The sequence below is a fragment of the Acidiphilium multivorum AIU301 genome, assembly GCF_000202835.1.
Lineage (GTDB): Bacteria > Pseudomonadota > Alphaproteobacteria > Acetobacterales > Acetobacteraceae > Acidiphilium > Acidiphilium multivorum.
The window spans coordinates 814,866-838,662 of sequence record NC_015186.1; the positions used below are offsets into that span (position 1 = coordinate 814,866).

A 23,797-nucleotide genomic window follows, 5' to 3' on the forward strand; every position below is an offset into this window, starting at 1 on the left:
CAGGCGCGCCCCGCGCGGCTTGACGGGGCGGGCGTGCAAACTATGGTCCCGCCCGACCAAGGACAAGCTTCACCACATCAGATCAGGGTATCCCGCATGTTCATCGCCACCGCCTATGCCGCTGCCTCGTCATCACCTTCCGGTGCAATGGCGGCGGTGATCAATTTCGCACCGCTGGTGCTGATCGTCATCGTCTTCTACTTCATCCTGATCCGCCCGCAGCAGCAGCAGGCCAAGACGCAGAAGGCACGCCTCGCCGCCATCCGCCGCGGCGACAAGGTGGTGACCGGCGGCGGCATTGTCGGCCAGGTGGCCAAGGCTCTGGATGGCGCCGAGGAAATCGAGGTCGATATCGCCCCCAACGTCCGCATCACCGTGCTGCGCAGCACCATCAGCAGCGTGCTGACCGACTCGAAGCCGGCCGAGACCAAGGCGGCCGAGCCGAAGAAGAAGTAAGCCCGGAAACGGGAACGGCCCCGGCGGTTCGCGCCGGGGCCGTCCTGCAACGGCGGGTCTTGCCCGGCCTCAGCCCAGCAGGTGCTCGGCGTGGGCATAGTTGGCGAGCTTGTCGAGCCAGTTCTGGATATAGTCCGGCCGGCGGTTGCGGAAATCGAGATAGTAGGAGTGCTCCCACACATCGAGGCCGAGCAGCGGCTTGCCCTCGCCGGTGGCGACCGGGTTGGAGCCGTTCGGCGTCTTTGTCACGGCGAGCTTGCCGCCGGGGGTCAGGATCAGCCAGGCCCAGCCAGAGCCGAACTGGGTGGTGCCGGCGGTCTTGAACGCGTCCTTGAACTGCGCGACGCCGCCGAAGTCCTCGGCGATTTTCGCTTCCAGCCGGCCCGGCAGCTTGCCGCCGTCGGTCGGCGACATGCACTGCCAGAACAGATTGTGGTTCCAGTGCTGCCCGGCATTGTTGAACACCGGCGCGAGATCGGCCTTGTTGTAGGTGAAGGCGACGATCTCCTCAAGGCTCTTGCCCTGCAGGTCGGCGTTCTTCTCGACGAAACCGTTCAGCGCCGTCACATAGGCCTGATGGTGCTTGCCGTGGTGCAGTTCGAGCGTTTCCTGGCACATGCCATGCGCGGCAAGGGCTGCGTGCGCATAGGGCAACGCGGGGAGTTCAAAGGCCATGGGGCATCTCCGATCCGGTTTGGGCTTCTGTTTCGGCGCCGGCACGGTGCGTGCCGACCGCTCGTCCGGTAGCTATGGTCCGGCCCTGCCAGCGTCAAGCATCGAAAGAGTTCCGCAATGAACGAACCCGATCTCGCGGCCCAGGTCCGCCGCGCCGATCCCGACCGCTTCCTCGGCGCGATCTTCGCCCCGCCGCAATCGCGACGCTGGCTGTTCGTGCTCTACGCCTTCAATCATGAACTGGCCCGGGCGCGCGAAGTCGCGAGCCAGCCGCCGCTCGCGCTGATTCGCCTGCAATGGTGGCGCGAGGTCGTTGAAGGCGCCGATCGCGCCCATCCGCTCGCCGTGGAACTCCGTGCCGGGCTGGCCCAAGGCATCTTTTCCGATGCCGCCCTCACGGCGCTGATCGACGCGCGCGAGGCCGAAGCCGAACCGATTCCCGACCGCGCCGCCTTTCTCGACTACGCGCGCGGCACGGCGGGGGGGCTGGCGCGGATTGCCGGCACGGTGCTCGGCGTGACCGAGTCCGCCGAACTCGCGGCGCTGGAGGACCTCGGCACCGGCTATGGCATTGCCGGCATTCTCCGCGCCGCCCCCGCGCTTGAAGCCGCCGGCCGCGACCTGCTGCCGCAGGATGGCACCGACCCTGCGGCCTTGCGCGACGAGGCGGCCCGCCTGCTGCGCCGCCGCGCGCCGCGTGCCGGTTTGGCCGCCGCCCTGCCGGCGGTGCTCGCCCGGCGCGACCTGCGCCGCCCGACCGGTCCGGCGCCGCGCGGCCTCGCGGACCGGATTGCCGTTGTCATCGCCGGGCTGACCGGCCGCTGTTGAGCCGCACCCCTCGCCCCCGCGCGGCGCAGGTGATATGACGCCGCCATGACTGACACGACCGACCAGACCGAAGGGCCAAGCGGCCAGGTGCCCGTGACGATCGAGCAGGAGATGCGCCGCTCCTATCTCGATTACGCCATGTCCGTGATCGTCTCGCGCGCCCTGCCGGATGCGCGGGACGGGCTGAAGCCGGTGCATCGCCGAATCCTCTACGCGATGCAGGAGGCCGGCAACACGCCGGACAAGCCCTATCGCAAATCCGCCCGCATGGTCGGCGACGTGATGGGCAAATACCACCCGCACGGCGACGCCGCGATCTACGATGCCGCGGTCCGCATGGCCCAGGGCTTCTCGATGCGGGTGCCGCTGATCGACGGCCAGGGCAATTTCGGTTCGGTCGACGGCGATCCGCCGGCGGCGATGCGCTACACCGAGGCCCGCCTCGCCGATGCCGCGATGGCCCTGCTCGCCGACATCGACAAGGATACGGTCGATTTCCAGCCGACCTATGACGAGAGCGACAGCGAGCCCCGCGTCCTGCCCGCCGCGTTCCCGAACCTGCTGGTCAATGGCGGCAACGGCATCGCCGTGGGCATGGCGACCAACATTCCGCCGCACAATCCCGCCGAGATCATCGACGCGACGCTGCATCTCATCGCGCAGCCGGAGGCAACGCTTGATGACCTGATGCGAATCGTCCCCGGCCCGGATTTCCCGACCGGCGGCATCATTCTCGGCCGCTCCGGCATCCGCAGCGCCTTCGAGACCGGCCGCGGCGGAATCGTCGTGCGCGCGCGCACCAGCATCGAGGAAATCCGCAAGGACCGCATGGCGATCATCGTCAGCGAGCTGCCTTATCAGGTGAACAAGGCGACGCTGCTCGAACGCATCGCCGAACTCGTGCGGGCCAAGGAAATCGAGGGCATTGCCGACCTGCGCGACGAGAGCGACCGCGAGGGCATGCGCATGGTGATCGAGCTGAAGCGCGACGCCACGCCAGAGGTCGTGCTCAACCATCTCTACCGCTTCACCCAGATGCAGACCGGCTTCGGCATCAACATGCTCGCCCTCGATGGCGGCCGGCCGCGCCAGCTCGGCCTGCGCGATGCGCTGGACTGCTTCATCGCCTTCCGCGAGGACGTGATCCTGCGCCGCTCGCGCTTCGAGCTGAACAAGGCGCGCGACCGGGCGCATCTGCTGGTCGGGCTCGGCATCGCGGTGGCGAATATCGACGAGGTGATCGCCCTGATCCGCGCGGCGCCGGACGCGGCCTCCGCCCGGATCGCCCTGATGGCGCGGGACTGGCCGGCCGGCGATGTCCGCCCGCTGCTCGAACTGATCGACGATCACGGCAACCAGATCTCGGCGGATGGTACCGTGCGCCTGACCGAGGCGCAGGCCCGCGGTATCCTCGAACTGCGCCTGCAGCGCCTCACCGGGCTCGAACGCGAGAAGATCCAGTCCGAACTCGCCGAGGTCGGCCGCCGCATCGGCGAATTGCTCGAAATCATCGCCTCCCGCCCGCGCCGGCTTGAGGTGATGCGCGACGAACTGCTCGCCGTGCGCGCCCGCATCGCCGCCCCGCGCCTGACCAGCATCGAGGACAGCGTCGCCGACCAGGACGACGAAAGTCTGATCGAGCCGGGCCAGATGGTCGTCACGATGACGCGCGACGGCTTCATCAAGCGCACGCCGCTCGAAGCCTTCCGCGCCCAGAACCGCGGCGGTCGCGGCCGCGCCGCCGCCTCGATGCGCGGCGACGACGTGATCACCCGCAGCTTCAACGCCCATACCCACCAGTTCGTGCTGTTCTTCAGCCAGGGCGGCAAGGCGTTCCGCGAGAAGGTCTGGCGCCTGCCCGAATCGGCGCCGGCGGCGAAGGGCAGGGCGATCGTCAACATCCTGCCCGAGCTGAATGGCGATGCCGTCACCGCCGTGCTGCCGCTGCCGCAGGACGAGAGCCTGTGGAACGACCTGCACCTCGTCTTCGCCACCGCCTCGGGCAATGTGCGGCGCAACCGTCTCGCCGATTTCCGCAATGTCCGTTCCACCGGCCTGATCGCGATGAAGCTCGACGACGGTGACCGTCTGATCGGCGTCGCCACCTGCCGCGAGGGCGACGACGTATTCCTTGCCACGCGTCAGGCCCGCTGCATCCGCTTCCAGATCACCGACGACACGCTGCGCGTCTTCGCGGGCCGCGACTCCAGCGGCGTGCGCGGCATCCGCCTCGGCGCCGGCGACGAGGTGATCTCGCTCTCCGTGCTCCGCCATGTCGAGGCGAGCGTGGACGAGCGCGCGGCCTACCTGAAATACGCCGCCGCCCAGCGCCGCGCCGGCGGTGAGGAGGGCGAGCTGGATGCTGTCGAGTCCGACGAGGCGGCGGCTGACATCCAGCTGACCCCCGAGCGGATCGCGGCCCTGCAATCGGCCGAGGAAATGATCCTCACCGTCACCACCGGCGGGTTCGGAAAACTCTCCTCGGCCTATGAATACCGCGTCACCGGCCGCGGCGGGCAGGGCATCGCCAATATCGCGCTCGCCGCGCGCAACGGCCGCGCGGTGGCCGCCAGCTTCCCCGTCCGGCCGGGGGACGACATCATGCTCGTCACCGACCAGGGCAAGCTGATCCGCGCCCCGGTGGACCAGGTGCGCATCACCGGCCGCCAGGCGATGGGCGTGACGCTTGTGCGGGTGGAAAAGGACGAACAGGTGACCAGCGTCTTCCCCGTCCTCGACGACGGCGGAGACGAAGCGGGGGAGGAACAGGATGGCTGATGGCGGTCTGATCGGTCTGTATCCGGGAACTTTCGATCCGATCACCAACGGGCATCTCGACATTATCGGCCGCGCCGCCCAGCTCTGCTCGAAGCTGGTCATCGGCGTGGCCCGCAATGCCGGCAAGGGGCCGCTGTTTCCCACCGCCGAGCGCGTCGAGATGGTCCGCGCCGAGATCGCGCCGATCGCCGAACGCACGGGCACCGAAATCGATGTGCAGGCGTTCGATTCGCTGCTGATCGCCTTTGCCCAGCAGGTCAGCGCACAAGTGATCGTGCGCGGGTTGCGCGCCGTCTCCGACTTCGATTACGAGTTCCAGATGGCCGGGATGAATGCACGACTCGACCAGCGGATCGAGACGATCTTCCTGATGGCAAGCGAGCGGCACCAGTTCATCTCGTCGCGTTTCGTCAAGGAGATCGCCCAGCTGGGCGGCGACATCTCGAGCTTCGTTCCGAAACTGACGTTGGAGAGGACCCTTCGCCGGGTTGGCAGACCATGATCATCAGACGCCGCACGCTTCTCGCCGCCGCCGCTTCCACCCCCCTTGCCGGAGTTTTCATGTCCGAATCCGCTTCCGCCGCCAGCACGTCGAACACCATTCACATGACGCTGCCCTTCGGCGTCGTCACGATCGAGCTGCGCCCCGACCTCGCGCCGAAAACCTGCGAGCAGATCCGCACGCTGACCGCGCGCGGCTTCTACAACGGCTGCGAATTCTTCCGCGTGATCGCCGGCTTCATGGCGCAAACCGGCGACCCCACCAACACCGGCACCGGCGGCAGCAACCTGCCCAACGTGCCCGCCGAGTTCACCGACAAGGCAAAGTTCCTCACCGGTTCGGTGGGCATGGCCCGCACCAGCGACCCGAACAGCGGGAACAGCCAGTTCTTCATCTGCTTCGCTCCCGCCGCCTGGCTTGACGGCCAGTACACCCTGTTCGGCCAGGTTACGGCGGGCATGGACTATGTGGACGAGATCAAGAAGGGCCAGGGCCAGAGCGGCCGGGTCACTGACCCGACCAAGATCATCAAGATGGAACTCGCCGCGTAATACCGGCAATCCGTCTCAGCCTCTTGACGAACCCCGCCGGAATTGGTCTTTCCGGCGGGAACATTGGTGAGAGCCCGTAGCTCAGTTGGTAGAGCACGAGACTTTTAATCTTGGGGTCCAGGGTTCGAATCCCTGCGGGCTCACCAGTAAGGCAATCACTTGGTCGCTAAAGAAGTCCCCTGCGCGGAAATTCGGGCAATATGCCCCGAACGGCCATAGCGCTGGGCAGATCTGATGGACGATCCGCGCGATCTTCTCCTCGATGGCTCCGGTGGCTGCGTCGATCTTCGGGTGCCGCGGTTTCGCTGCCAGAAGATCCCGATCACTGGACAAGTAGAGCGTCAGCCAACGCAAGCCGTCGTAATGACTGTGGAAGAACCGCCCCTCCTGGTGGCTGTGCACAGGATCCCCGGGTCGACGAGCAACAAACCGACGAACAGCGCCGCGATGGCCTCTGGGTCGGAACTGTTGCGATGATGCCGACGGCGCCTCGCGCTTCAGTTCCAGCGACTATAGCGAGGACTGGGTGGCCAGCGGTGCGCAGCCTGCCCGCCGTGCCCTGACCTCGCTGGCGCGAATTGCGCGCACCGGATCCTGTCGCAACTTCCGATCATCGATCATCGATCATCGATCATCGATCATCGATCATCGATCACGTCATCGCATCCAGGCGCATTGCGGGCGACGGCTGTGGCAACAGAACCACAGATCGTTCTTGATGTGATTCGTGGGGCGCTAGAGCACTTTCCGATCCTTTTGAATCGGATGTAGTGCTCTATCATGCTGATAAATCGAGCATTTTTATCCGATCAGATGACTCCATCTGATCGGATGATGCTCTAGTCGGTGAAGCGGGCGGCGAAGCGTTCGGTCAATCTGATCGCCCGATCGCCTGCTCCCGGCGGCTGCACGTCTGCATCCTGGGAGAGCGCTCCGCCGGCGAACCCGATCGCGACTAAAGAGCTGCAAACGATTCCTCTCTCGAATTTCTCCGCGACGACGCTCTGTCCGCATCGGGCGCACTGCGCTGTCTCGTATAATTGCTTTGCCGCAGATCAACTTGTGCCGATTCAGAACCTCTGGGCACACGCCTGCGTGAGAAATGCAGGTTAGTGAGTTTTGCCTTTGGCACATTCCGATCCTTCCTGTTCGGATGATGATCTGGCCGCAGCGCAACTGCTTAACGGCCCGTTGCGTTAACGATAACGGAACGTCATTATTTCGACGTATGTCCATACGAATTTGATCGGCAATATGTATATAACTTGCCTATCCGGTTGACTCCCATACCTACTAGATCTAGTGTTGGGCATGGATGTCCTGGCCCGTGAAGACCTGCCGTTCCCGCAGTCTCTGCCGGAATTCCAGCGTATTTTCCCGAACGACGCGGCCTGTGCCGCCTATCTCGAAAGCGCCCGCTGGAATGGAGGGTTCGCCTGCCCAAGGTGCGGCGTCGTTGGCGAGCCGTTCCGTTTCGAGGCGCGCCCGGGCGTTCTGCGCTGCCGGGCCTGTCGCAAAGACGTAAGCCTGATGGCTGGGACCGTTATGGAACGCAGTCACACGCCGCTGTCGACTTGGTTCTGGGCGGCTTACTTGATCGCCAGCCAGACGCCCGGAATGTCGGCCGTCCAATTTCAGCGGCAACTCGGCCTGTCGCGCTACGAGACCGCCTTCGGCATCCTTCATAAGCTGCGCGCCGGGATGGTGCGCCCCGAGCGCGACAAGATTGGCGACACGCCGCAAGAACACGTCGAAGTGGATGAAACGTGGGTTGGAGGACGAACCCGAGGCGATGGACGGGGTGTCCATCACAAGGTTCTCGTCGCCTGTGCCGTGGAGGTGCGCCACCGGAAACCGGGAACCAAGCTCGACAATCGGAAAGACGGTCGCTACGCGGGACGCGTTCGTCTCGCTGTTGTCCCCGACCGTAGCGCCAATTCGCTCTGCGGATTCGTCGAAAACGCCGTTGCTCCCGGATCGCTGATCGTTACCGACGACTGGAGCGGCTATGCCGGTCTCGGAAGGCGCGGGTTCGACCACCATGCAATCGCCGAATGCGGCGACCCGGAGGTGGCAGAAGAATTCCTGCCGATCGTCCACTTGGTCTTTACCAACCTGAAGACCTGGATCAACGGCATCCATCACGGGGTCAGCGCCAAACATCTACAAGCCTACCTCAATGAATTCACGTTTCGGTTCAACCGGCGCCTCTATCCCTTCAACGCGTTCCGCTCGCTGCTCGGAATCGCGGGTAGGGCAGCCGCACCAACCTTTGACGAGCTTTATTCCGGGGAATGGACACACCCTACATTTAGTGGGTGTGGGTAACAACCGGATAGGCAAGGTATATAAAAATATCTAACAAAATCTATACTATTATCAATATCTGTATGCATAAAAATCGTGAAGCGCGACGCTACCTAAAATCGTATCATTAGTATTATTTTTTAACGTTGACCTCCATCGATACATCCGTGATAGTTAATTCAGAGTTAGTGATTCGGTCTACTCATTCCATTTTCGAGTTTTTCATTTTTAATGAGACAAAATGCTATGTTGTTTGAGAGTTCTTAACAATGAAGCAAGCTAATAATTTAGAGATATGTCATTTATTGTTAGAATTGAGATCTTCTCAGGCTACTTCTGGCTACATTTATCAGAATGATTGTCATTTTGACCGTTCCGTCTCCGCGGTGCTCGGGCCCTGGGGTGGCTGCGCGCAGCGTTTCTTGATCGCGCGACGGTTCGCGCGGAGGTCAACTCCATCTTCACCCGCAAGATCTTGCGCCGGCCTGCTCCGGCGCGTGGCTGGGAGCAGGCGCATGCAGCTTTACAATTCGAATTAAAGGCCGGTCGAGTCAGGCTGGTCGTTGTCAATTTAGGCATGCATTTCCTTTAATTTAGTCAGGATAGAAAAATGTCAGGTTCGATTACTGTAAGCCCCGCGACGGGAAGTTACGGCGATGTTGTTTTGAGCGGAAATTACACAGATGTAGCAGCGTATGGTACGCCGCTTGTGGCCGTACTGGTTACGGCAAATGGTGATAATTATACCTACACACAAATTGGTGTCATTTATGACTATTCCGATCCCAACAATGGTGATGACGCGTCGAGGAATGGTAATAATGGAGATCCATTTACATTAACTGTTTCTCTGCCTACCGGAACGTATTCTGTATATACGTATTCTGACTTTTCGGATAGTTCTGGAGCAAGTATCAGTAAAGTTCCCATAAGCACCGGCAGTGCAGGCACGATCGTTTTTATTGATCCGTCTAATGCTGACCAAGTCACAAGCTTGGTGACGTCTCTGTCAATTTCATCCGTAGGGTCGCTGGGCCCGACCGGCCCGGCGGGCGCGACGGGTGCCACAGGCGCCACGGGCGCGACAGGCGCAACAGGTGCCACCGGCGCGACGGGTGCCACGGGCGCGACGGGTGCCACCGGAGCCACGGGCGCGATGGGTGCCACAGGCGCCACCGGCGCGATGGGCGCCACCGGCGCGATGGGTGCCACGGGCGCGACGGGTGCCACGGGCGCGACGGGTGCCACCGGAGCCACCGGCGCGACGGGTGCCACGGGCGCCACGGGCGCCACCGGCGCGACGGGTGCCACCGGCGCCACGGGTGCGACGGGTGCCACCGGCGCGACGGGTGCCACCGGCGCAACGGGCGCGATGGGTGCCACGGGTGCGACGGGTGCCACCGGCGCGACGGGTGCCACGGGCGCCACCGGCGCGATGGGTGCCACCGGCGCAACGGGCGCGATGGGTGCCACCGGCGCCACGGGTGCCACCGGCGCGACGGGTGCCACCGGCGCCACGGGTGCGACGGGTGCCACCGGCGCGATGGGTGCCACAGGCGCCACGGGCGCAACCGGAGCCACCGGCGCGACGGGTGCCACGGGCGCGATGGGTGCGACGGGTGCCACGGGCGCGACGGGTGCCACCGGCGCCACGGGCGCGATGGGTGCCACGGGCGCAACGGGTGCCACCGGCGCGATGGGTGCCACCGGCGCAACGGGCGCAATGGGTGCCACGGGTGCGACGGGTGCCACCGGCGCCACGGGCGCGACGTGCCACCGGCGCGACGGGTGCCACGGGCGCCACCGGCGCGATGGGTGCCACCGGCGCGATGGGTGCCACCGGCGCAACGGGTGCGACGGGTGCCACCGGCGCAACGGGTGCCACCGGCGCCACGGGCGCAACCGGAGCCACCGGCGCGACGGGTGCCACGGGCGCGATGGGTGCGACGGGTGCCACGGGCGCAACGGGTGCCACCGGAGCCACGGGCGCGATGGGTGCGACGGGTGCCACGGGCGCGATGGGTGCGACGGGTGCCACCGGCGCAACGGGTGCCACCGGCGCGACGGGTGCCACGGGCGCCACCGGCGCGATGGGTGCCACCGGCGCGATGGGTGCCACCGGCGCGATGGGTGCCACCGGCGCAACGGGTGCGACGGGTGCCACCGGCGCAACGGGTGCCACCGGCGCCACGGGCGCAACCGGAGCCACCGGCGCGACGGGTGCCACGGGCGCGATGGGTGCGACGGGTGCCACGGGCGCAACGGGTGCCACCGGAGCCACGGGCGCGATGGGTGCGACGGGTGCCACCGGCGCAACGGGTGCCACCGGCGCCACGGGCGCGATGGGTGCCACGGGCGCGACGGGTGCCACCGGCGCGACGGGTGCCACGGGCGCAACCGGAGCCACCGGAGCCACCGGCGCGACGGGTGCCACGGGCGCAACGGGCGCGACGGGTGCGACGGGTGCCACCGGAGCCACGGGTGCCACCGGCGCAACGGGTGCCACCGGAGCCACGGGTGCCACGGGCGCCACGGGCGCGATGGGTGCCACCGGAGCCACGGGTGCCACCGGCGCGACGGGTGCCACGGGCGCCACGGGTGCGACGGGTGCCACCGGCGCGATGGGTGCCACGGGTGCGACGGGTGCGACGGGCGCAACGGGTGCCACCGGCGCGACGGGTGCCACAGGCGCCACGGGCGCGATGGGTGCCACAGGCGCCACCGGCGCGACGGGTGCCACCGGCGCGATGGGTGCCACCGGAGCCACGGGTGCCACCGGCGCGACGGGCGCCACGGGCGCGATGGGTGCCACCGGAGCCACGGGTGCCACCGGCGCGACGGGCGCCACGGGTGCGACGGGTGCCACCGGAGCCACCGGCGCGACGGGCGCAACGGGCGCGACGGGTGCGACGGGTGCCACGGGCGCAACGGGTGCCACCGGAGCCACGGGCGCGATGGGTGCGACGGGTGCCACCGGCGCGACGGGTGCCACGGGCGCCACGGGTGCGACGGGTGCCACCGGCGCGACGGGTGCCACCGGCGCAACGGGCGCGATGGGTGCCACGGGCGCGACGGGTGCCACCGGCGCGACGGGTGCCACGGGCGCAACCGGAGCCACCGGAGCCACCGGTGCGACGGGTGCCACAGGCGCCACGGGCGCGACGGGTGCCACCGGCGCGACGGGTGCCACGGGCGCCACCGGCGCGATGGGTGCCACCGGCGCCACGGGTGCCACCGGCGCGACGGGTGCCACCGGCGCCACGGGTGCGACGGGTGCCACCGGCGCGATGGGTGCCACAGGCGCCACAGGCGCCACGGGCGCAACCGGAGCCACCGGCGCGACGGGTGCCACAGGCGCGACGGGTGCCACGGGTGCCACGGGCGCCACGGGTGCCACAGGCGCCACCGGCGCGACGGGTGCCACGGGCGCCACGGGCGCCACGGGTGCCACCGGCGCCACGGGTGCCACAGGCGCAACGGGCGCGATGGGTGCCACGGGCGCCACGGGCGCCACGGGTGCCACCGGCGCGACGGGTGCCACAGGCGCAACGGGCGCGATGGGTGCCACGGGCGCAACCGGAGCCACAGGTGCCACGGGCGCGACGGGTGCCACAGGCGCGACGGGTGCCACGGGTGCCACAGGTGCCACGGGCGCAACGGGTGCCACCGGCGCGACGGGTGCCACGGGCGCGACGGGTGCCACGGGCGCAACGGGTGCGACGGGTGGAAATCCCTGCTTCGCAGAGGGGACGCGGATTGCGACTGTGCGGGGTGACGTGCCGGTAGAGGAGTTGGTCGCAGGCGATGTGGTCGTGCTGCACGACGGCGGAACGGCGCCGGTGGTGTGGCTCGGCTATCGCACGATCGACCTCGACCGCCACGCCAGACCCGAGGCGGTGCAGCCGATCGTGATCGACGCCGGCGCCATTGCCGACGGCATCCCGGTCCGCGACCTGATCGTCTCGCCGGATCACGCTTTCTACCTCGACGGCGTGCTCATCCCGGCAAAGGCGCTGGTTAACGGCGCGACGATCCGGCAGCTCCGGCGCAGCCAGGTCACCTACTTCCATGTCGAGCTGCCGCAGCATGCGGTACTTCTGGCGGAAGGCATGGCTGCGGAGAGCTACCTCGAGACCGGCAACCGCCCGGCCTTCGAGAATGGCGGTGACGCGATCATCCTGCATCCGGACTTCGCGCAGGCCCTGCGCGAGACCGGAAGCTGCGCGCCCTTCGCCGAGGAAGGCGCGATCGTGGAACGGGTCCGGGCACGCATCTTGGCCCGGGCCGGGATCGAGACCACGGACGATGCGGATCTCAAGATCCGGTATCGGGCCGATGGCGCGGCGGTGATCACCTCGCGCACGGCGATCCCGGGCTACCTGACCCCGGATCCGCGTGACCGCCGCGTGCTCGGTGTCAAGATCGGCGCGATGATGCTTGGCGACGAGCCGATCGCGCTCGATCACCCGGCATTGACCGAGGGCTGGCATGACGTCGAGGCCGACGGCCGCTGGACTGGCGGTGCGGCGGTGGTGCCGGCCAGCCTGATCAACGGCCGCACGCTCACGATCACCGTGGTCGGCACGCTCGCCTACCCGGCCCACGGCGCAAACCGCAGCGTCGAAGCCGGCTGATGCCTGGGCAGCCCGGCGCCTGAGACCGGGCATCGACCGATACGCCGCCGAGGCGACCTGCCCCTTCTCCGGAAGGGAGGGTCGCCGAGGCGGCTTTTCGTTTCCGTATCGTCTGCATCAGGAGCGCCACGTCGGGGACTCGGGTCCGGCCGGTTCCTAAACCGGGTGAACAAAGGCGGATGCTCGTGATCCGGCCTCGAAATCCGGTGGATTCCGAGGCTGTTGAACGTTTTTGGAAAGCAATGAACGCGAGAGTATGACGGAGGCCGGAGAGTGCGGCACTGTATCGGTCTTGAGCCGCCCTGTGTCTGGCGCCGACTGAAATCGGACGCTTGCCTTGGGTCGATCGTCGGTGCCGGCAGCGAGAATGGCATTCAGGGTGGCAAGGAACTTTCCGGCGGTGGCAATGATTGCGGCCTTACGCATTGTCCCGCTGCCTGGACGGCCGTCGCCGATCGATCATGGCCCCGAGCGCCCTCCGCTGTTGCGCGAGACGGGAGCCGGGCTGGCAAGCGCGTCGATCGACCTGACCACTCTCAGGCAACTGCGCAATGAGCATGAGGGCAACGCCTGGTGTGGCGTGAAGCCGTCGGTCTATGGCAACCAACCCTGCGTCCGCGGCGATGAGTCTGGTCCGCTTGATCGCCTCAGGGGCGCCATTTTCCACAGCCCCGCGAGACCGCGGCATTGATGCTCATACCGCGCTGGCGACGAGGTTGATCAACCACTGCACCTCATCGGAAAGGTGCCCGCGCGGATGCCAGAGGAGGTAGTATTCGACGGCAGGAAAATCGATCGGCGACGGCACGACCGCCAATGGCAGATGCCGTGCATGGAATTCGGCAAAGCGGCGCGTCGTGGTGAAAATGAGATCGGTCTTGAGCAGCAGTGGCGGAGCAAGGCTGAAATAGGGAACGAGAATCTGCACGTTCCGTTTCAGCCGCGCGCGCGTGAGATGCGATTCGATCGGACCGCGCTGGGTCGGAGAATAGGGCGTGGGCGCGAGGTGCGCGGCGGTCAGATAATCCGCCTCGCTAATCGTCCCTCCGGCACGAAAGCGCTGCGCGAGAGGGTGATCGGCGGCAAGGAGGCAGACGACCTCGTCGGAAAACAGCGTGCGGCGCTGAAGCCTTTTCGGCGGCTCGGGCCAGTTGCCGAGCACCAGGTCGAACGTGCCACTGGCGAGCGATTCCTCGTAGTCGGCGTCCGATGTCAGCGGATGGAGTTCGAGCCGGGCATGCGGGGCCGCCGCGCGGAACCGCTCGACGAGGCTCGGGACGAAGAGGATGTTCAGATAGTCGGGCGAGCCGATGCGGAAGCTGCGGATCGAGTGTTTGGGGTCGAAGGCGTCCCTCGCGATCGCGATCCGGCTGATTTCGTGGAGAGCGTTCGTCACCGGCTCAAGCAGGGCAAGGCCCCGCTCCGTCGGCACCATGCCGGACTTGGCGCGCACGAGGAGGGGATCTCCGGTGATGTCGCGCAGGCGGCGCAACGCGGCGCTGATCGCGGGTTGCGACTGGTTGAGCCTGACCGCCGTGCGGGTCACGCTGCCCTCGACGAGCAGCGTGTGCAGCACTCGCAGCAGATAGATGTCGACCGTGTCGCGATAGCCCGTCAAATGTTCCGCCGCCTCCGCTTCATCCGCCCAGCACCTCCAGCCCCGTGTGATGGGCGTGGAAATGTTCGGCGACGTCGATCCGTCGCGCCACCCAGACGTTCTCGTGCGCCGCGACATGATCGAGGAAGCGCGCCAGCGCCGCAAGCCGCCCGGGACGGCCCGCAAGGCGGCAATGCAGGCCCACGCTCATCATCGCCGGCCTGCCGCTTTCGCCCTCGCGGTAGAGCACGTCGAACGCGTCTCGCAGATAGGAGAGAAAATCGTCGCCGCTGGCAAAGCCGGACGTCGTCGAGAAGCGCATGTCGTTGGCGTCGAGCGTGTAGGGAATGACGAGATGCCGGCCGGCCGGGCCCCGCACCCAGTAGGGCAGGTCGTCGGCATAGCTGTCCGACGAATAGCGGAAGCAGTCCTGTTCCATGGTCAGTGCCCGCGTGTTCATCGAACACCGGCCGAGATAGAATCCTTGCGGCGCCTCGCCGGTCACCTCGCGATGCAGGCGGATCGCCGCCGCCAGATGAGCGGCCTCGACGTCGCGCGGGACCGAGCGGTAGTCGATCCATTTCAGGCCATGGCAGGCGATTTCCCAACCGGCCTCCCGCATCGCGGCGGCCTGTTCGCGGCCGCGGTCGAGCGCCGTGGCGACGCCGAATACCGTTGTCCTGATCCGCCGTTCGGCAAACAGCCGCCACAGGCGCCAGAAGCCCGCCCGTGCGCCGTATTCGTAGATCGACTCCATGTTCCAGTGCCGCTCGCCGGGCCAGGGCGCCGCGCCGGGAATTTCCGAGAGAAACGCTTCCGACGCGGCATCCCCGTGCAGGATGTTGTTCTCGCCGCCTTCTTCGTAGTTGACCACGAATTGCACGCAGATCAACGCGCCGCCCGGCCAGCGCGGGTCGGGACGGTCGCGGCCGTAGCCCTTCATGTCGCGGGGATAGCCTGTCATCGGACGCGGCTCCGGTGATGTGTCGATGGTGCGGCGGTCAGCGTAACAGGCGGGCGAGGGCTCTGGCGACCACTTCGGTGGCCTTGAAGAGATCGTCGAGCTTCAGCCGCTCGTCGGCGCGGTGGGCGTTCGCCTCCTCGATCGTGTGCGGCCCGGCGCCGAACAGCACGATGGGCACGCCGGCGGCGGCATAATGCCGGGCGTCGGTGTACAGCGGCACGCCCCTGGTTGTGATCGTCTCGCCCATGATGCGGGAGGCTTCCTCGCACAAGGCGGCGGAAAGCACCTCGGCGCCGGGCAACGGCGTGAGCGGCTCGGCCAGCAGGATGCGCCGGATCGTCGCCCGCGCGCCGGGAACGGTGGCCACCGCCGCGCCGATCAGCCGGCGCAGGCCGTCCTCCACGTCCTGCGTGTTTTCCTCAGGGATCATCCGCCGGTCGAGCCGGAAGGTCACGCGATCGGGCACCACGTTGGTGTTGATCCCGCCGCTGATCAGCCCCACCGTAAGCTGCGGGCTACCGATGCCGGCGATCCGCGACACCGTTGCGGACAGCGTCCCGCGCGTCGCATAGAGCGCGGAGAGCGCCGCGTTCGCCGCCTGCAACGCGTCGACGCCGGTGAACGGCATCGCCGCGTGGGCGGAGCGCCCGTCGACCTGGACTTCCAGATGCAGGCAGCCGTTGTGGGCGTTGACGACGGCATAGGAAAATCCTGCGGCGATCGCGAGGTCGGGCTGCGAGATCTTCTCGCGCAGCAGGATGCCGGGGCCGATGGCGCCGCCGGCCTCCTCGTCATAGGTCAGGTGCAGTTCGACCGCGCCATCGAGTTCCAGCCCGCTCTCGCGCAGGGCGAGCAGGGCGAAGGCGTAGGTCGCGAAATCGGATTTCGAAACCGCGACGCCGCGGCCATACATCCAGCCATCGACGATTTCGGCGCCATAGGGATCGCGCGTCCAGCCCTCGCCGGGCGGCACCACGTCGCCATGCGCGTTGAGCGCGATCACCTTGCCGCCCGGGCCGAAACGGTGGCGGACCACCAGGTTCACGGCGCTGATCATGCCGTTGGCGCGGACTTCCGCCTCGGGCACCACATGGCGTTCGACCGTGAAGCCCAGCCCTTCCAGCAATTCTGCCGTCCGCGCCGCATGGGCGGCGCAATCGCCGGGCGGGTTGTCCGACGGCAGCCTGACCAGGTCGGCCAGAAACCTTGTCTCCGCCTCCCGCGCGCCGGAAAGGTAGCGGGAAATCGCATCGGGAACGGGCATCGTCTCGGTATCGGCCATGGTCAGTCCTTTATCGTTTGGGCATGGGAGGCGAACGGGGCGGGGTCGAAGTGGCGCAGCGTATCCGCGAGGATGCAGGCCGCAAGCCCCGCATCCTCTTCGGCGATCGCTTCGGCCGGGTTGTGGCTGATGCCGCCGCGGCAGCGCAGGAACAGCATGCCGATGGGGCAGAGCGACGCGATGGCCAGCCCATCATGCCCAGCGCCGCTCGGCAGGTGGCGGACGCGAACGCCGGCGCGGGTGACGGCGGCATCGAGCAGCGCCATCAGCGCTGGAGCGCAGGGCGCCGCTTCTTCCTCGAAATTCTTGCGGCTGGACAGGGTGACGCCGCGCCGCGCGGCAATCTCCCGCCAGTGCATGAACAGGCGCGCGACGGCATCCCGCCGCACCGCGTCGGACGGGCTGCGGATGTCGAGGCTGAACCGTGCTGCCGAGGGGATGACGTTCACCGCGCCCGGCAGCGCCGTCATCTGGCCGACGGTCGCGACGAGATCGGTCGTCTCGCGCGCGATCCGCTCGGCCGCGAGCACCATTTCCGCGCCCGCGGCCAGCGCGTCGTGGCGCAGCGCCATCGGCACGGTGCCGGCATGGCCGGCCACGCCCGTCACCTCGATCACGTGCCGTTCGGCGCCGGCGATCGCGGTGACGATGCCGACTGGCAGACCCTCGGCCTCCAGTACCGGCCCTTGCTCGATATGCAGCTCGAGATAGGCCAGAACGTCGCGCTCGTGCCGCGCCGCCGCGGCGATCCGGTCCGGCGAACCGCCAAACGCTTCGAGTGCCGCGCGCATGGTGATCCCCTCGGCGTCGGTTGCCGCGAGGGTCGCCGGATCGAGCGTGCCGGCGAAGGCGCGTGCGCCGGTCAGGGCGGCGGGAAAGCGCACGCCTTCCTCGTCGCCCAGCGCGAGGATTTCGATGGCGAAGGGGAGGGGCGTGTCATTCAGCCGCGCGACGGCCTCGATCGCGGCGACGATACCGAGCGGGCCATCATATTTCCCGGCATTGCGCACCGTATCGACATGGGAGCCCAGCAACAGCGCCGGCAGGCCGGGTGCCGTGCCCTCGCGCCGGCCGATCAGGTTGCCGACCTCGTCCTGCCTGACCGCGAGTCCTGCCTCGCGCATCCAGGCGCCGAGCGTCGCGAGAGCGTCGCGATGCGCGTCGGTCAGATAGAGGCGGGTCAGGGCGTCCGCCTCGCTCGAATGCCGGGCCAGGGCGTCCAGCCGCGCCATGATCCGGGCTCCGGCCTCGCCGCGCCAGGCGGGAAGTCTGGCGGCCGCGCGTGTCAAGCTGTCCATGTCCCTCACTCTCCGGCCTCTTGTGCGGTGACCAGTATCACCCGGATGTCGTTCACGTTCGTCAGGGTCGGGCCGGTCACCACCTGAGCGCCGATCCTCTCGAACAGCGTGTGTGCGTCATGGGCCGCCAGGATCGCGCCCGGGTCAAGACCGGCGGCACGGCTGGCCGCCAGCGTCCTTGGCCCGATGACCGCGCCCGCGACCGGCTCGGTCCCGTCGATCCCGTCGGAGTCGGCGGCCAGCGCATGGATCCCCGGCTGTGCGTCGAGTTCCAGCGCGAGCGCGAGGAGGAATTCCACGTTGCGGCCGCCGCGCGCCGCACGCGGCGTGTCGGGCCCGATCGTCACCGTCGTCTCCCCGCCCGAGATCAGCGCGCAGGGCGCGGCGGCGGGCACGCCATGACGCGCGGCCTGCCTGGCGATGCCGGCCATGACGCGCGCGACCTCGCGTGCCTCGCCCTCGATCGAATCGCCGAGAATGACCGGCGTGACGCCGTGATGCCGGGCAACGTCCGCGGCGGCCTCGAGGGCGAGCCGAGGTGTCGCGATCAGATGCGCCGATTGGCCGGCGAGGCGGGGATCGTCCGGCCGGACACCGCCCTCGTCGCGGGCGAGATGGAGGCGGACAGCATCCGGCAGGTCCACCCGGTATCGCGCCAGGATCTCGCGCGCCATCGCCGCGGTCGTCGAATCCGGCAGCGTCGGCCCGCTCGCCACGATGGCGGGATCGTCGCCGGGCACATCGGAGATCACGAGCGTGACCAGCCGCGCCGGATGGCCGGCGAGGGCGAGGCGGCCGCCCTTCACGGCGGAGAGATGCCGGCGCACGCAGTTCATTTCCGCAATCGTCGCCCCGGAGGCGAGCATGGCATGGGTGATCGCCTGTTTGTCCGCCAGCGTCAGTCCGGCGGCGGGCCGGGTGAGCAGCGCGGAGCCGCCGCCCGACATCAGCGTCAGAACCAGGTCGTCGGGGCCGGCCGAGGCGGCCAGCCCGAGCATTCGTTCCGTGGCCGCGAGCCCGGCCTCGTCGGGCACCGGGTGAGCCGCTTCCACCACCTCGATCCGGGCGCAGGGCACCGCGTGGCCGTAGCGCGTGATGACGAGACCTTCGAGCGGAGCGGTCCATACCGCCTCCACCGCCGCCGCCATCGACGCCGCCGCCTTGCCGGCGCCGACGACGATGGTCCGGCCCGGCGGCGGCGGCGGCAGCCATGGGGGCAACACCCGAGCCGGGCGCGCCGCATCGATCGCCGCATCGAGCATCCCGCGCAGCAATCCGGTTGCCCCGACCGGATCGGACCGGAGCGTGGCCGATGCCGCGTTCATCAGCTCAACTCATGCGCGGCCAGACGTTCAAGGGCACGCACCAGGGCGGAATGGTCCCAGTCGCGACCACCGGCCGCGATGCATGCGTTGAACAGAGACTGGCATGACGCCGTGTTGGGCAGGCTGACGCCCAGCTGGCGCGCGCCGGACAGCGCGAGTTCGAGGTCCTTCTGGTGCAGGCCAATGCGGAAGCCGGGTTCGAAGGCCCGGTCGATCATGCGCTGGCCGTGCACCTCGAGCACGCGCGAGGAGGCGAAGCCGCCCATCAGGGCCTCGCGCACGCGCGCCGGATCGGCGCCGGCCCTCGCGGCGAAGACCAGCGCCTCGGCAACCGCCTCGATGGTGAGCGCGACGATGATCTGGTTGGCGACCTTCGCGGTCTGGCCGGCGCCGCAGGGGCCGACATGGGTGATGGTCCTGCCCATCAGCCGCAACAACGGCTCCGCGCGGGCGAAGCCATCATCGGTGCCGCCGGCCATGATGGTCAGGCTGGCCGATTTCGCGCCGACCTCGCCGCCGGAGACCGGCGCATCGACAAATGCGCAGCCCGCAGCCTCGATCCTTTGTGCGAACTCCCTCGTCGCGAGCGGAGAGATGGAGCTCATGTCGATCACCATCCGGCCGGCGGCGAGTCCGTCGGCGACACCGTCGGTGCCGAACAGGACCGCCTCGACATCGGGCGTGTCGGGCAGCATGAGGATGATGGCGTCCGCCTGGCGGGCAACATCGGCGGGGGATGCGCACGCGGTGGCTCCGGCGTCCAGAAGGCGAGGGGGCACGCCGCTGCGCGAATGGGCGAACAGCACATGCCCGGCCGCCGCGATGTGCCCGGCCATCGGCAGCCCCATGATTCCAAGCCCGATGAATCCGACCCTCATGCCGCGATCTCCGGTCCCGCGGTGGGGCGCGCCAGCGTGTCGCGCCAGCCGAGCCCGGCGCTCGTGCCGGCTGCCGGCCGGTACTCGCAGCCGATCCAGCCCTGGTAGCCGGCGTCATCCAGCATGGCGAAGATGCGACCATACCCGATTTCACCTGTGCCCGGCTCGCCGCGACCGGGATTGTCGGCAACCTGCACATGCGCGATGCGGTCGCGGAAGCGGCGGAACGTGGCGATGAGCTCGCCGGCGGAGCGTTGCTGGTGATAGATGTCGTACTGGATGAAAATGTTGTCCGACCCGGTCTCCTCGATCAGCGTCGCGGCGTCCTCGACGCGCTGCAACCAGAAGCCGGGAATGTCGTGGCCGTTGACCGGCTCGATCAGGAGGCGGATGCGAGCCTTGCCGAGTTCGCGCGCCGCGCGACCCAGGTTCGCGACGAGTGTCCGCCGTATCCGCGCGGGATCGACGCCCGCCGGCGGAATGCCGACGAGGCAGTTGACCTGAGGGCAACCGAGCGCCGTAGCATAATCGATCGCCTGCGCGACGCCGGCGTGGAATTCGTCGGCACGGTCGGGATCGCAGGCGATGCCGCGCTCGCCGGCGTCCCAGTTTCCGGCCGGAAGATTGTGCAGGACCTGGACGAGCCCGTTCCGCTTCAGCCGCGCGGCGATCTCACCGGCCGGGAATGCGTAGGGGAAGAGGAACTCGACACCGCCGAACCCGTCCGCCGCCGCCGCGTCGAACCGGTCGAGAAACGCATGTTCCCCGTAGAGCATGGAAAGATTGGCACAGAATTTCGGCATGACGGGTCGGTTCCTCCTGTCAGTCCAGAAACGCGAGCGCGGTTGGCGCATCGTCCTTGTGTTCGGCAAGTTCGTCATGTTCCTGAATCGAATCGATTTCAGGGCCCATGGCGATATTCGTCACCCGTTCGAGCACGATCTCGACGACCACGGGCACGCGATGCGCCTTCATCATCGCCGCGGCGCGGATCAGGGCGGGCGCGATACCGTCGGGCTCGGTCACCCGCAGCGCCTTGCAGCCGAGACCTTCCGCGACGGCGACATGATCGACGCCGCTGGCCGCCGCCGGGCCCTGTTCCGGCGCGTTGATGTTCTCGAAGGCGAGATCGACGCAGTAATCCATCCCGAAGGCGCGCTGTGCCTGGCGGATCAGCCCGAGATACGCATTGTTCACGACGACGTGCAGGTAGGGAATGCTGAACTGCGCGCCGACCGCGAGCTCCTCGATGAGGAACTGGAAGTCATAGTCGCCGGAAAGCGCGACCACGGGCCGGTCCGGCTCCGCCACCGCGGCGCCGAGCGCCGCCGGGATGGTCCAGCCGAGCGGACCGGCCTGGCCGCAATTGATCCAGTTGCGCGCGCGGAAGACGTGCAGGAACTGCGCCGCCGCGATCTGCGACAGCCCGATCGTGCTGACATAGCGGGTTTCGCGCCCGAACGCCTTGTTCATTTCCTCGTAGACGCGCTGTGGCTTTATGGGTGCGGCATCGAAATGGGTTCGCCGCAGCATCGTGCGCTTGCGGGCGCGGCAGGCTTCTGACCACCCGCGCCTGTCGGGCAGCCGTCCTGCCGCGCGCCGCTCCGCCGCCAGGGAAAGGAACAGATCGAGAGCCGCGCCGGCATCCGACACGATGCCATAATCCGGCTCGAACACGCGGCCGATCTGCGTCGGCTCGATGTCGACGTGAACGAAGCGCCGCCCCCTGGTGTATGTCTCGATCGAGCCGGTGTGCCGGTTGGCCCAGCGATTGCCGATGCCGAGCACGAAATCGGATTCGAGGAAGGTCGCGTTGCCGTAGCGGTGGCTGGTCTGGAGCCCGACCATGCCGGCCATCAGCGGATGATCATCCGGGATCGCGCCCCAGCCCATCAGCGTCGGAATCACCGGCACCCCGGTCAGTTCCGCGAAGGCGACCAGCCGGTCGGCGGCATCGGCGTTGATGACGCCGCCACCGGCCACGATCAGCGGGCGTTCCGCGCTCTCCAGCATGTCGAGCGCGCGCTCGATCTGCGCCGCCGTCGCCGCGGGCCGGTAGACGGGCAGCGGCGCGTAGGTTTCCTCGTCGAATTCGATCTCGGCCATCTGCACGTCGATCGGCAGGTCGATCAGGACCGGCCCCGGCCGGCCGGAGCGCATGACATGGAACGCCTGCTGAAACACCCGCGGCACCAGGGCCGGCTCGCGCACCGTGACGGCCCATTTGGTCACCGGCTTCGCGATGCTCTCGATATCCACTGCCTGGAAATCCTCCTTGTGGAGGCGGGCGCGCGGCGCCTGGCCGGTGATGCAGAGAATCGGGATCGAATCCGCCAGGGCGGAATAGAGCCCGGTGATCATGTCGGTGCCCGCGGGGCCGGACGTGCCGACGCAGACGCCGATATTGCCCGGCTTCGCCCGGGTGAATCCCTCCGCCATGTGGCTGGCGCCCTCGACGTGGCGCGCCAGGACATGCCGTATCGCGTTCGATCCGCGCATCGCCGCGTAGAGCGGATTGATCGCCGCCCCCGGCACGCCGAACAGGGTGGTCGCGCCCTCCCGTTCCAATACGCGGATCGCGGCCTCGGCCGCCCGCATCCTGCTCATCCTGTGTTCCCCCTTGGGCCGTCGTGCCGGGCCCATTCGATCCGTTCCGTTCCATGCCGGACCGGCGCAACTGCGGCCGCCCGCCTGATCGAAACTTGCCGAAGGGAGGCAATACGTCCAATATATTGTTCAGAATGATTGATATTTATTTCATATGGATCGAACCGGCATGGAACTGCGGCATCTGCGCTATTTCGTCGCCGTCGCCGAGACGCTGAGTTTCACGGAAGCGGCCCGCCGGCTCGCGATATCGCAGCCGCCGCTCAGCCAGCAGATCCGCGATCTCGAACTGGAAATCGGCACGACGCTGATCGCCCGGTCGAGCCGGAACGTGTCGCTCACCCCCGCCGGCGCGGCCTTCCTGACCCGGGCGCGGCAGATCCTGGCGGAAGCCGTCCGCGCGCGCGACGAGGCGCGGGTCATCGGCGCGGGCCGGTCGGGCACGCTGGATATCGGCATGACCGGCGCGGTCCTGCTCGGCGGGCTCGGCGGCCTGGTGGCCGCGTTCCAGATATTCGCGCCGGGCGTGCAGGTGCGCCTGCACGAGATGCCACCCGGCGAGCAGGAGGCGGCGCTCGGCGCCGGGCGGCTCGATCTCTGCTTCCTGCGCACACCCGGCGCGGACCCGGCTCTCCGTGTCGAGCCGGCGTGGTCGGAAGGCGTCAGCGCGGTGCTTCCCCGCGATCATCCCCTGGCTGTCCGGCGCCGCCTCGCCCTGGCGGACCTGCGCGACGAGCCCTTCGTGTTCTTCCGCCGCGCGGATTCGCGCTTCGCCGATCATCTCTGGACATGCTGCATCGAGGCCGGCTTCGCCCCGCGCATCGTGCAGGAGGTGGTCGAGGCTCATGCCGTGATGGCGCTGGTTGCGGACGGGTTCGGCATCGCGCTGCTGCCCGACTCCGCCCGCCGCCTCGCGCCGTCCGGTCTCGGCTTCCGCCCGCTCGCCGGCAATCCGGCGCGGGCCGATGTCAGCCTCGTCTACCCGCGGGAGCATTCCGCCGTGGTCGGCGAGTTTATCGGCTTCGCCCGGACCCGCCTCGGGCGCGGCGCGGGCAGCGGCGGGCCGGGATCATAAGCGCGCGCTTATATGTGTCATTTAAACTGCGACCCGCCCG

General features: G+C 68.0%; 17 protein-coding genes and 1 tRNA gene. 9 read left to right on the plus strand and 9 right to left on the minus strand.

Features of this window, described 5'->3' with window-relative positions:
- The first annotated feature begins 96 nt into the window (after positions 1-96).
- A complete protein-coding gene (gene yajC / locus ACMV_RS03570; RefSeq protein ID WP_007424791.1) occupies positions 97-456 on the plus strand; it encodes a preprotein translocase subunit YajC in 360 nt (119 codons plus the stop codon).
- A gap of 69 nt (positions 457-525) precedes the next feature.
- On the opposite strand, the gene ACMV_RS03575 is transcribed toward yajC, so the two are convergent.
- Entirely contained in the window at positions 526-1,131 is a 606-nt protein-coding gene (locus tag ACMV_RS03575; RefSeq protein WP_007424792.1) for a superoxide dismutase, read from the minus strand.
- Positions 1,132-1,248: 117 nt separating this feature from the next.
- On the opposite strand from ACMV_RS03575, the gene ACMV_RS03580 reads away from it, so the two are divergent.
- The 7 genes from ACMV_RS03580 (at position 1,249) to ACMV_RS21755 (ending at position 12,731) form a co-directional block, all read left to right on the plus strand.
- On the plus strand, positions 1,249-1,959 hold the full coding sequence (locus tag ACMV_RS03580; protein ID WP_011942054.1) for a squalene/phytoene synthase family protein: 711 nt from the start codon (positions 1,249-1,251) through the stop codon (positions 1,957-1,959).
- Between the two features lie 45 nt (positions 1,960-2,004).
- Positions 2,005-4,737 (plus strand): DNA gyrase subunit A, encoded by a 2,733-nt coding sequence (gene gyrA, locus ACMV_RS03585; protein ID WP_013639576.1) that lies wholly within the window; start codon positions 2,005-2,007, stop codon positions 4,735-4,737.
- Entirely contained in the window at positions 4,730-5,239 is a 510-nt protein-coding gene (coaD, locus tag ACMV_RS03590) for a pantetheine-phosphate adenylyltransferase (RefSeq protein WP_011942052.1), read from the plus strand. Before gyrA ends, coaD begins: the two co-directional genes overlap by 8 nt.
- Positions 5,236-5,790: a peptidylprolyl isomerase gene (locus ACMV_RS03595; protein WP_007424414.1), complete on the plus strand. Its 555-nt coding sequence runs from the start codon at positions 5,236-5,238 to the stop codon at positions 5,788-5,790. The genes coaD and ACMV_RS03595 overlap by 4 nt, the downstream gene beginning before the upstream one ends.
- A 70-nt stretch (positions 5,791-5,860) precedes the next feature.
- Positions 5,861-5,936, plus strand: a tRNA-Lys gene (locus tag ACMV_RS03600).
- 1,165 nt (positions 5,937-7,101) lie between these two features.
- Positions 7,102-8,118 (plus strand): IS1595-like element ISAcr1 family transposase, encoded by a 1,017-nt coding sequence (locus ACMV_RS03605; protein WP_007421341.1) that lies wholly within the window; start codon positions 7,102-7,104, stop codon positions 8,116-8,118.
- Between the two features lie 1,724 nt (positions 8,119-9,842).
- Positions 9,843-12,731, plus strand: coding sequence for a Hint domain-containing protein (locus tag ACMV_RS21755; protein ID WP_154653526.1), 2,889 nt, complete (start codon positions 9,843-9,845; stop codon positions 12,729-12,731).
- 694 nt (positions 12,732-13,425) lie between these two features.
- Here the strand turns inward: ACMV_RS21755 and ACMV_RS03620 are convergent.
- Genes ACMV_RS03620 through gcl form a run of 8 tightly spaced genes read right to left on the minus strand, consistent with a single transcriptional unit; the run spans position 13,426 to position 22,682 of the window.
- A complete protein-coding gene (locus ACMV_RS03620) occupies positions 13,426-14,349 on the minus strand; it encodes a LysR substrate-binding domain-containing protein (protein ID WP_007422275.1) in 924 nt (307 codons plus the stop codon).
- Between the two features lie 19 nt (positions 14,350-14,368).
- Complete coding sequence (gene puuE / locus ACMV_RS03625) at positions 14,369-15,292, minus strand: allantoinase PuuE (protein WP_013639578.1); 924 nt, start codon at positions 15,290-15,292, stop codon at positions 14,369-14,371.
- A 37-nt stretch (positions 15,293-15,329) separates the two neighbouring features.
- Positions 15,330-16,574 carry a M20/M25/M40 family metallo-hydrolase gene (locus tag ACMV_RS03630; RefSeq protein WP_013639579.1) on the minus strand — a complete coding sequence of 415 codons (1,245 nt, stop codon included), beginning with the start codon at positions 16,572-16,574 and terminating at the stop codon, positions 15,330-15,332.
- Positions 16,575-16,576: 2 nt separating this feature from the next.
- Positions 16,577-17,872, minus strand: a complete 1,296-nt coding sequence (locus ACMV_RS03635) for an allantoate amidohydrolase (protein WP_013639580.1) — start codon at positions 17,870-17,872, stop codon at positions 16,577-16,579.
- A 5-nt stretch (positions 17,873-17,877) separates the two neighbouring features.
- Positions 17,878-19,197 (minus strand): glycerate kinase type-2 family protein, encoded by a 1,320-nt coding sequence (locus tag ACMV_RS03640; RefSeq protein ID WP_013639581.1) that lies wholly within the window; start codon positions 19,195-19,197, stop codon positions 17,878-17,880.
- Positions 19,197-20,075: a 2-hydroxy-3-oxopropionate reductase gene (locus ACMV_RS03645; RefSeq protein ID WP_013639582.1), complete on the minus strand. Its 879-nt coding sequence runs from the start codon at positions 20,073-20,075 to the stop codon at positions 19,197-19,199. Before ACMV_RS03645 ends, ACMV_RS03640 begins: the two co-directional genes overlap by 1 nt.
- Complete coding sequence (gene hyi / locus ACMV_RS03650; RefSeq protein WP_007422269.1) at positions 20,072-20,878, minus strand: hydroxypyruvate isomerase; 807 nt, start codon at positions 20,876-20,878, stop codon at positions 20,072-20,074. The genes ACMV_RS03645 and hyi overlap by 4 nt, the downstream gene beginning before the upstream one ends.
- Before the next feature lie 19 nt (positions 20,879-20,897).
- Positions 20,898-22,682, minus strand: a complete 1,785-nt coding sequence (gene gcl, locus ACMV_RS03655) for a glyoxylate carboligase (protein ID WP_013639583.1) — start codon at positions 22,680-22,682, stop codon at positions 20,898-20,900.
- Positions 22,683-22,851: 169 nt separating this feature from the next.
- Here gcl and ACMV_RS03660 point away from each other — a divergent pair, with 169 nt between their 5' ends.
- Positions 22,852-23,757 carry a LysR family transcriptional regulator gene (locus ACMV_RS03660; RefSeq protein WP_231844481.1) on the plus strand — a complete coding sequence of 302 codons (906 nt, stop codon included), beginning with the start codon at positions 22,852-22,854 and terminating at the stop codon, positions 23,755-23,757.
- The last annotated feature ends 40 nt before the right edge of the window (positions 23,758-23,797 follow it).

Bases quoted from the DNA above. Each gene is read 5' to 3' on its own strand.
- yajC (WP_007424791.1), top strand. From the start codon at position 97: ATGTTCATCGCCACCGCCTATGCCGCTGCCTCGTCATCACCTTCCGGT.
- ACMV_RS03575 (WP_007424792.1), bottom strand. From the start codon at position 1,131: ATGGCCTTTGAACTCCCCGCGTTGCCCTATGCGCACGCAGCCCTTGCC.
- ACMV_RS03580 (WP_011942054.1), top strand. From the start codon at position 1,249: ATGAACGAACCCGATCTCGCGGCCCAGGTCCGCCGCGCCGATCCCGAC.
- gyrA (WP_013639576.1), top strand. From the start codon at position 2,005: ATGACTGACACGACCGACCAGACCGAAGGGCCAAGCGGCCAGGTGCCC.
- coaD (WP_011942052.1), top strand. From the start codon at position 4,730: ATGGCTGATGGCGGTCTGATCGGTCTGTATCCGGGAACTTTCGATCCG.
- ACMV_RS03595 (WP_007424414.1), top strand. From the start codon at position 5,236: ATGATCATCAGACGCCGCACGCTTCTCGCCGCCGCCGCTTCCACCCCC.
- ACMV_RS03605 (WP_007421341.1), top strand. From the start codon at position 7,102: ATGGATGTCCTGGCCCGTGAAGACCTGCCGTTCCCGCAGTCTCTGCCG.
- puuE (WP_013639578.1), bottom strand. From the start codon at position 15,292: ATGACAGGCTATCCCCGCGACATGAAGGGCTACGGCCGCGACCGTCCC.
- ACMV_RS03630 (WP_013639579.1), bottom strand. From the start codon at position 16,574: ATGGCCGATACCGAGACGATGCCCGTTCCCGATGCGATTTCCCGCTAC.
- ACMV_RS03635 (WP_013639580.1), bottom strand. From the start codon at position 17,872: ATGGACAGCTTGACACGCGCGGCCGCCAGACTTCCCGCCTGGCGCGGC.
- ACMV_RS03640 (WP_013639581.1), bottom strand. From the start codon at position 19,197: ATGAACGCGGCATCGGCCACGCTCCGGTCCGATCCGGTCGGGGCAACC.
- ACMV_RS03645 (WP_013639582.1), bottom strand. From the start codon at position 20,075: ATGAGGGTCGGATTCATCGGGCTTGGAATCATGGGGCTGCCGATGGCC.
- hyi (WP_007422269.1), bottom strand. From the start codon at position 20,878: ATGCCGAAATTCTGTGCCAATCTTTCCATGCTCTACGGGGAACATGCG.
- gcl (WP_013639583.1), bottom strand. From the start codon at position 22,682: ATGAGCAGGATGCGGGCGGCCGAGGCCGCGATCCGCGTATTGGAACGG.
- ACMV_RS03660 (WP_231844481.1), top strand. From the start codon at position 22,852: ATGGAACTGCGGCATCTGCGCTATTTCGTCGCCGTCGCCGAGACGCTG.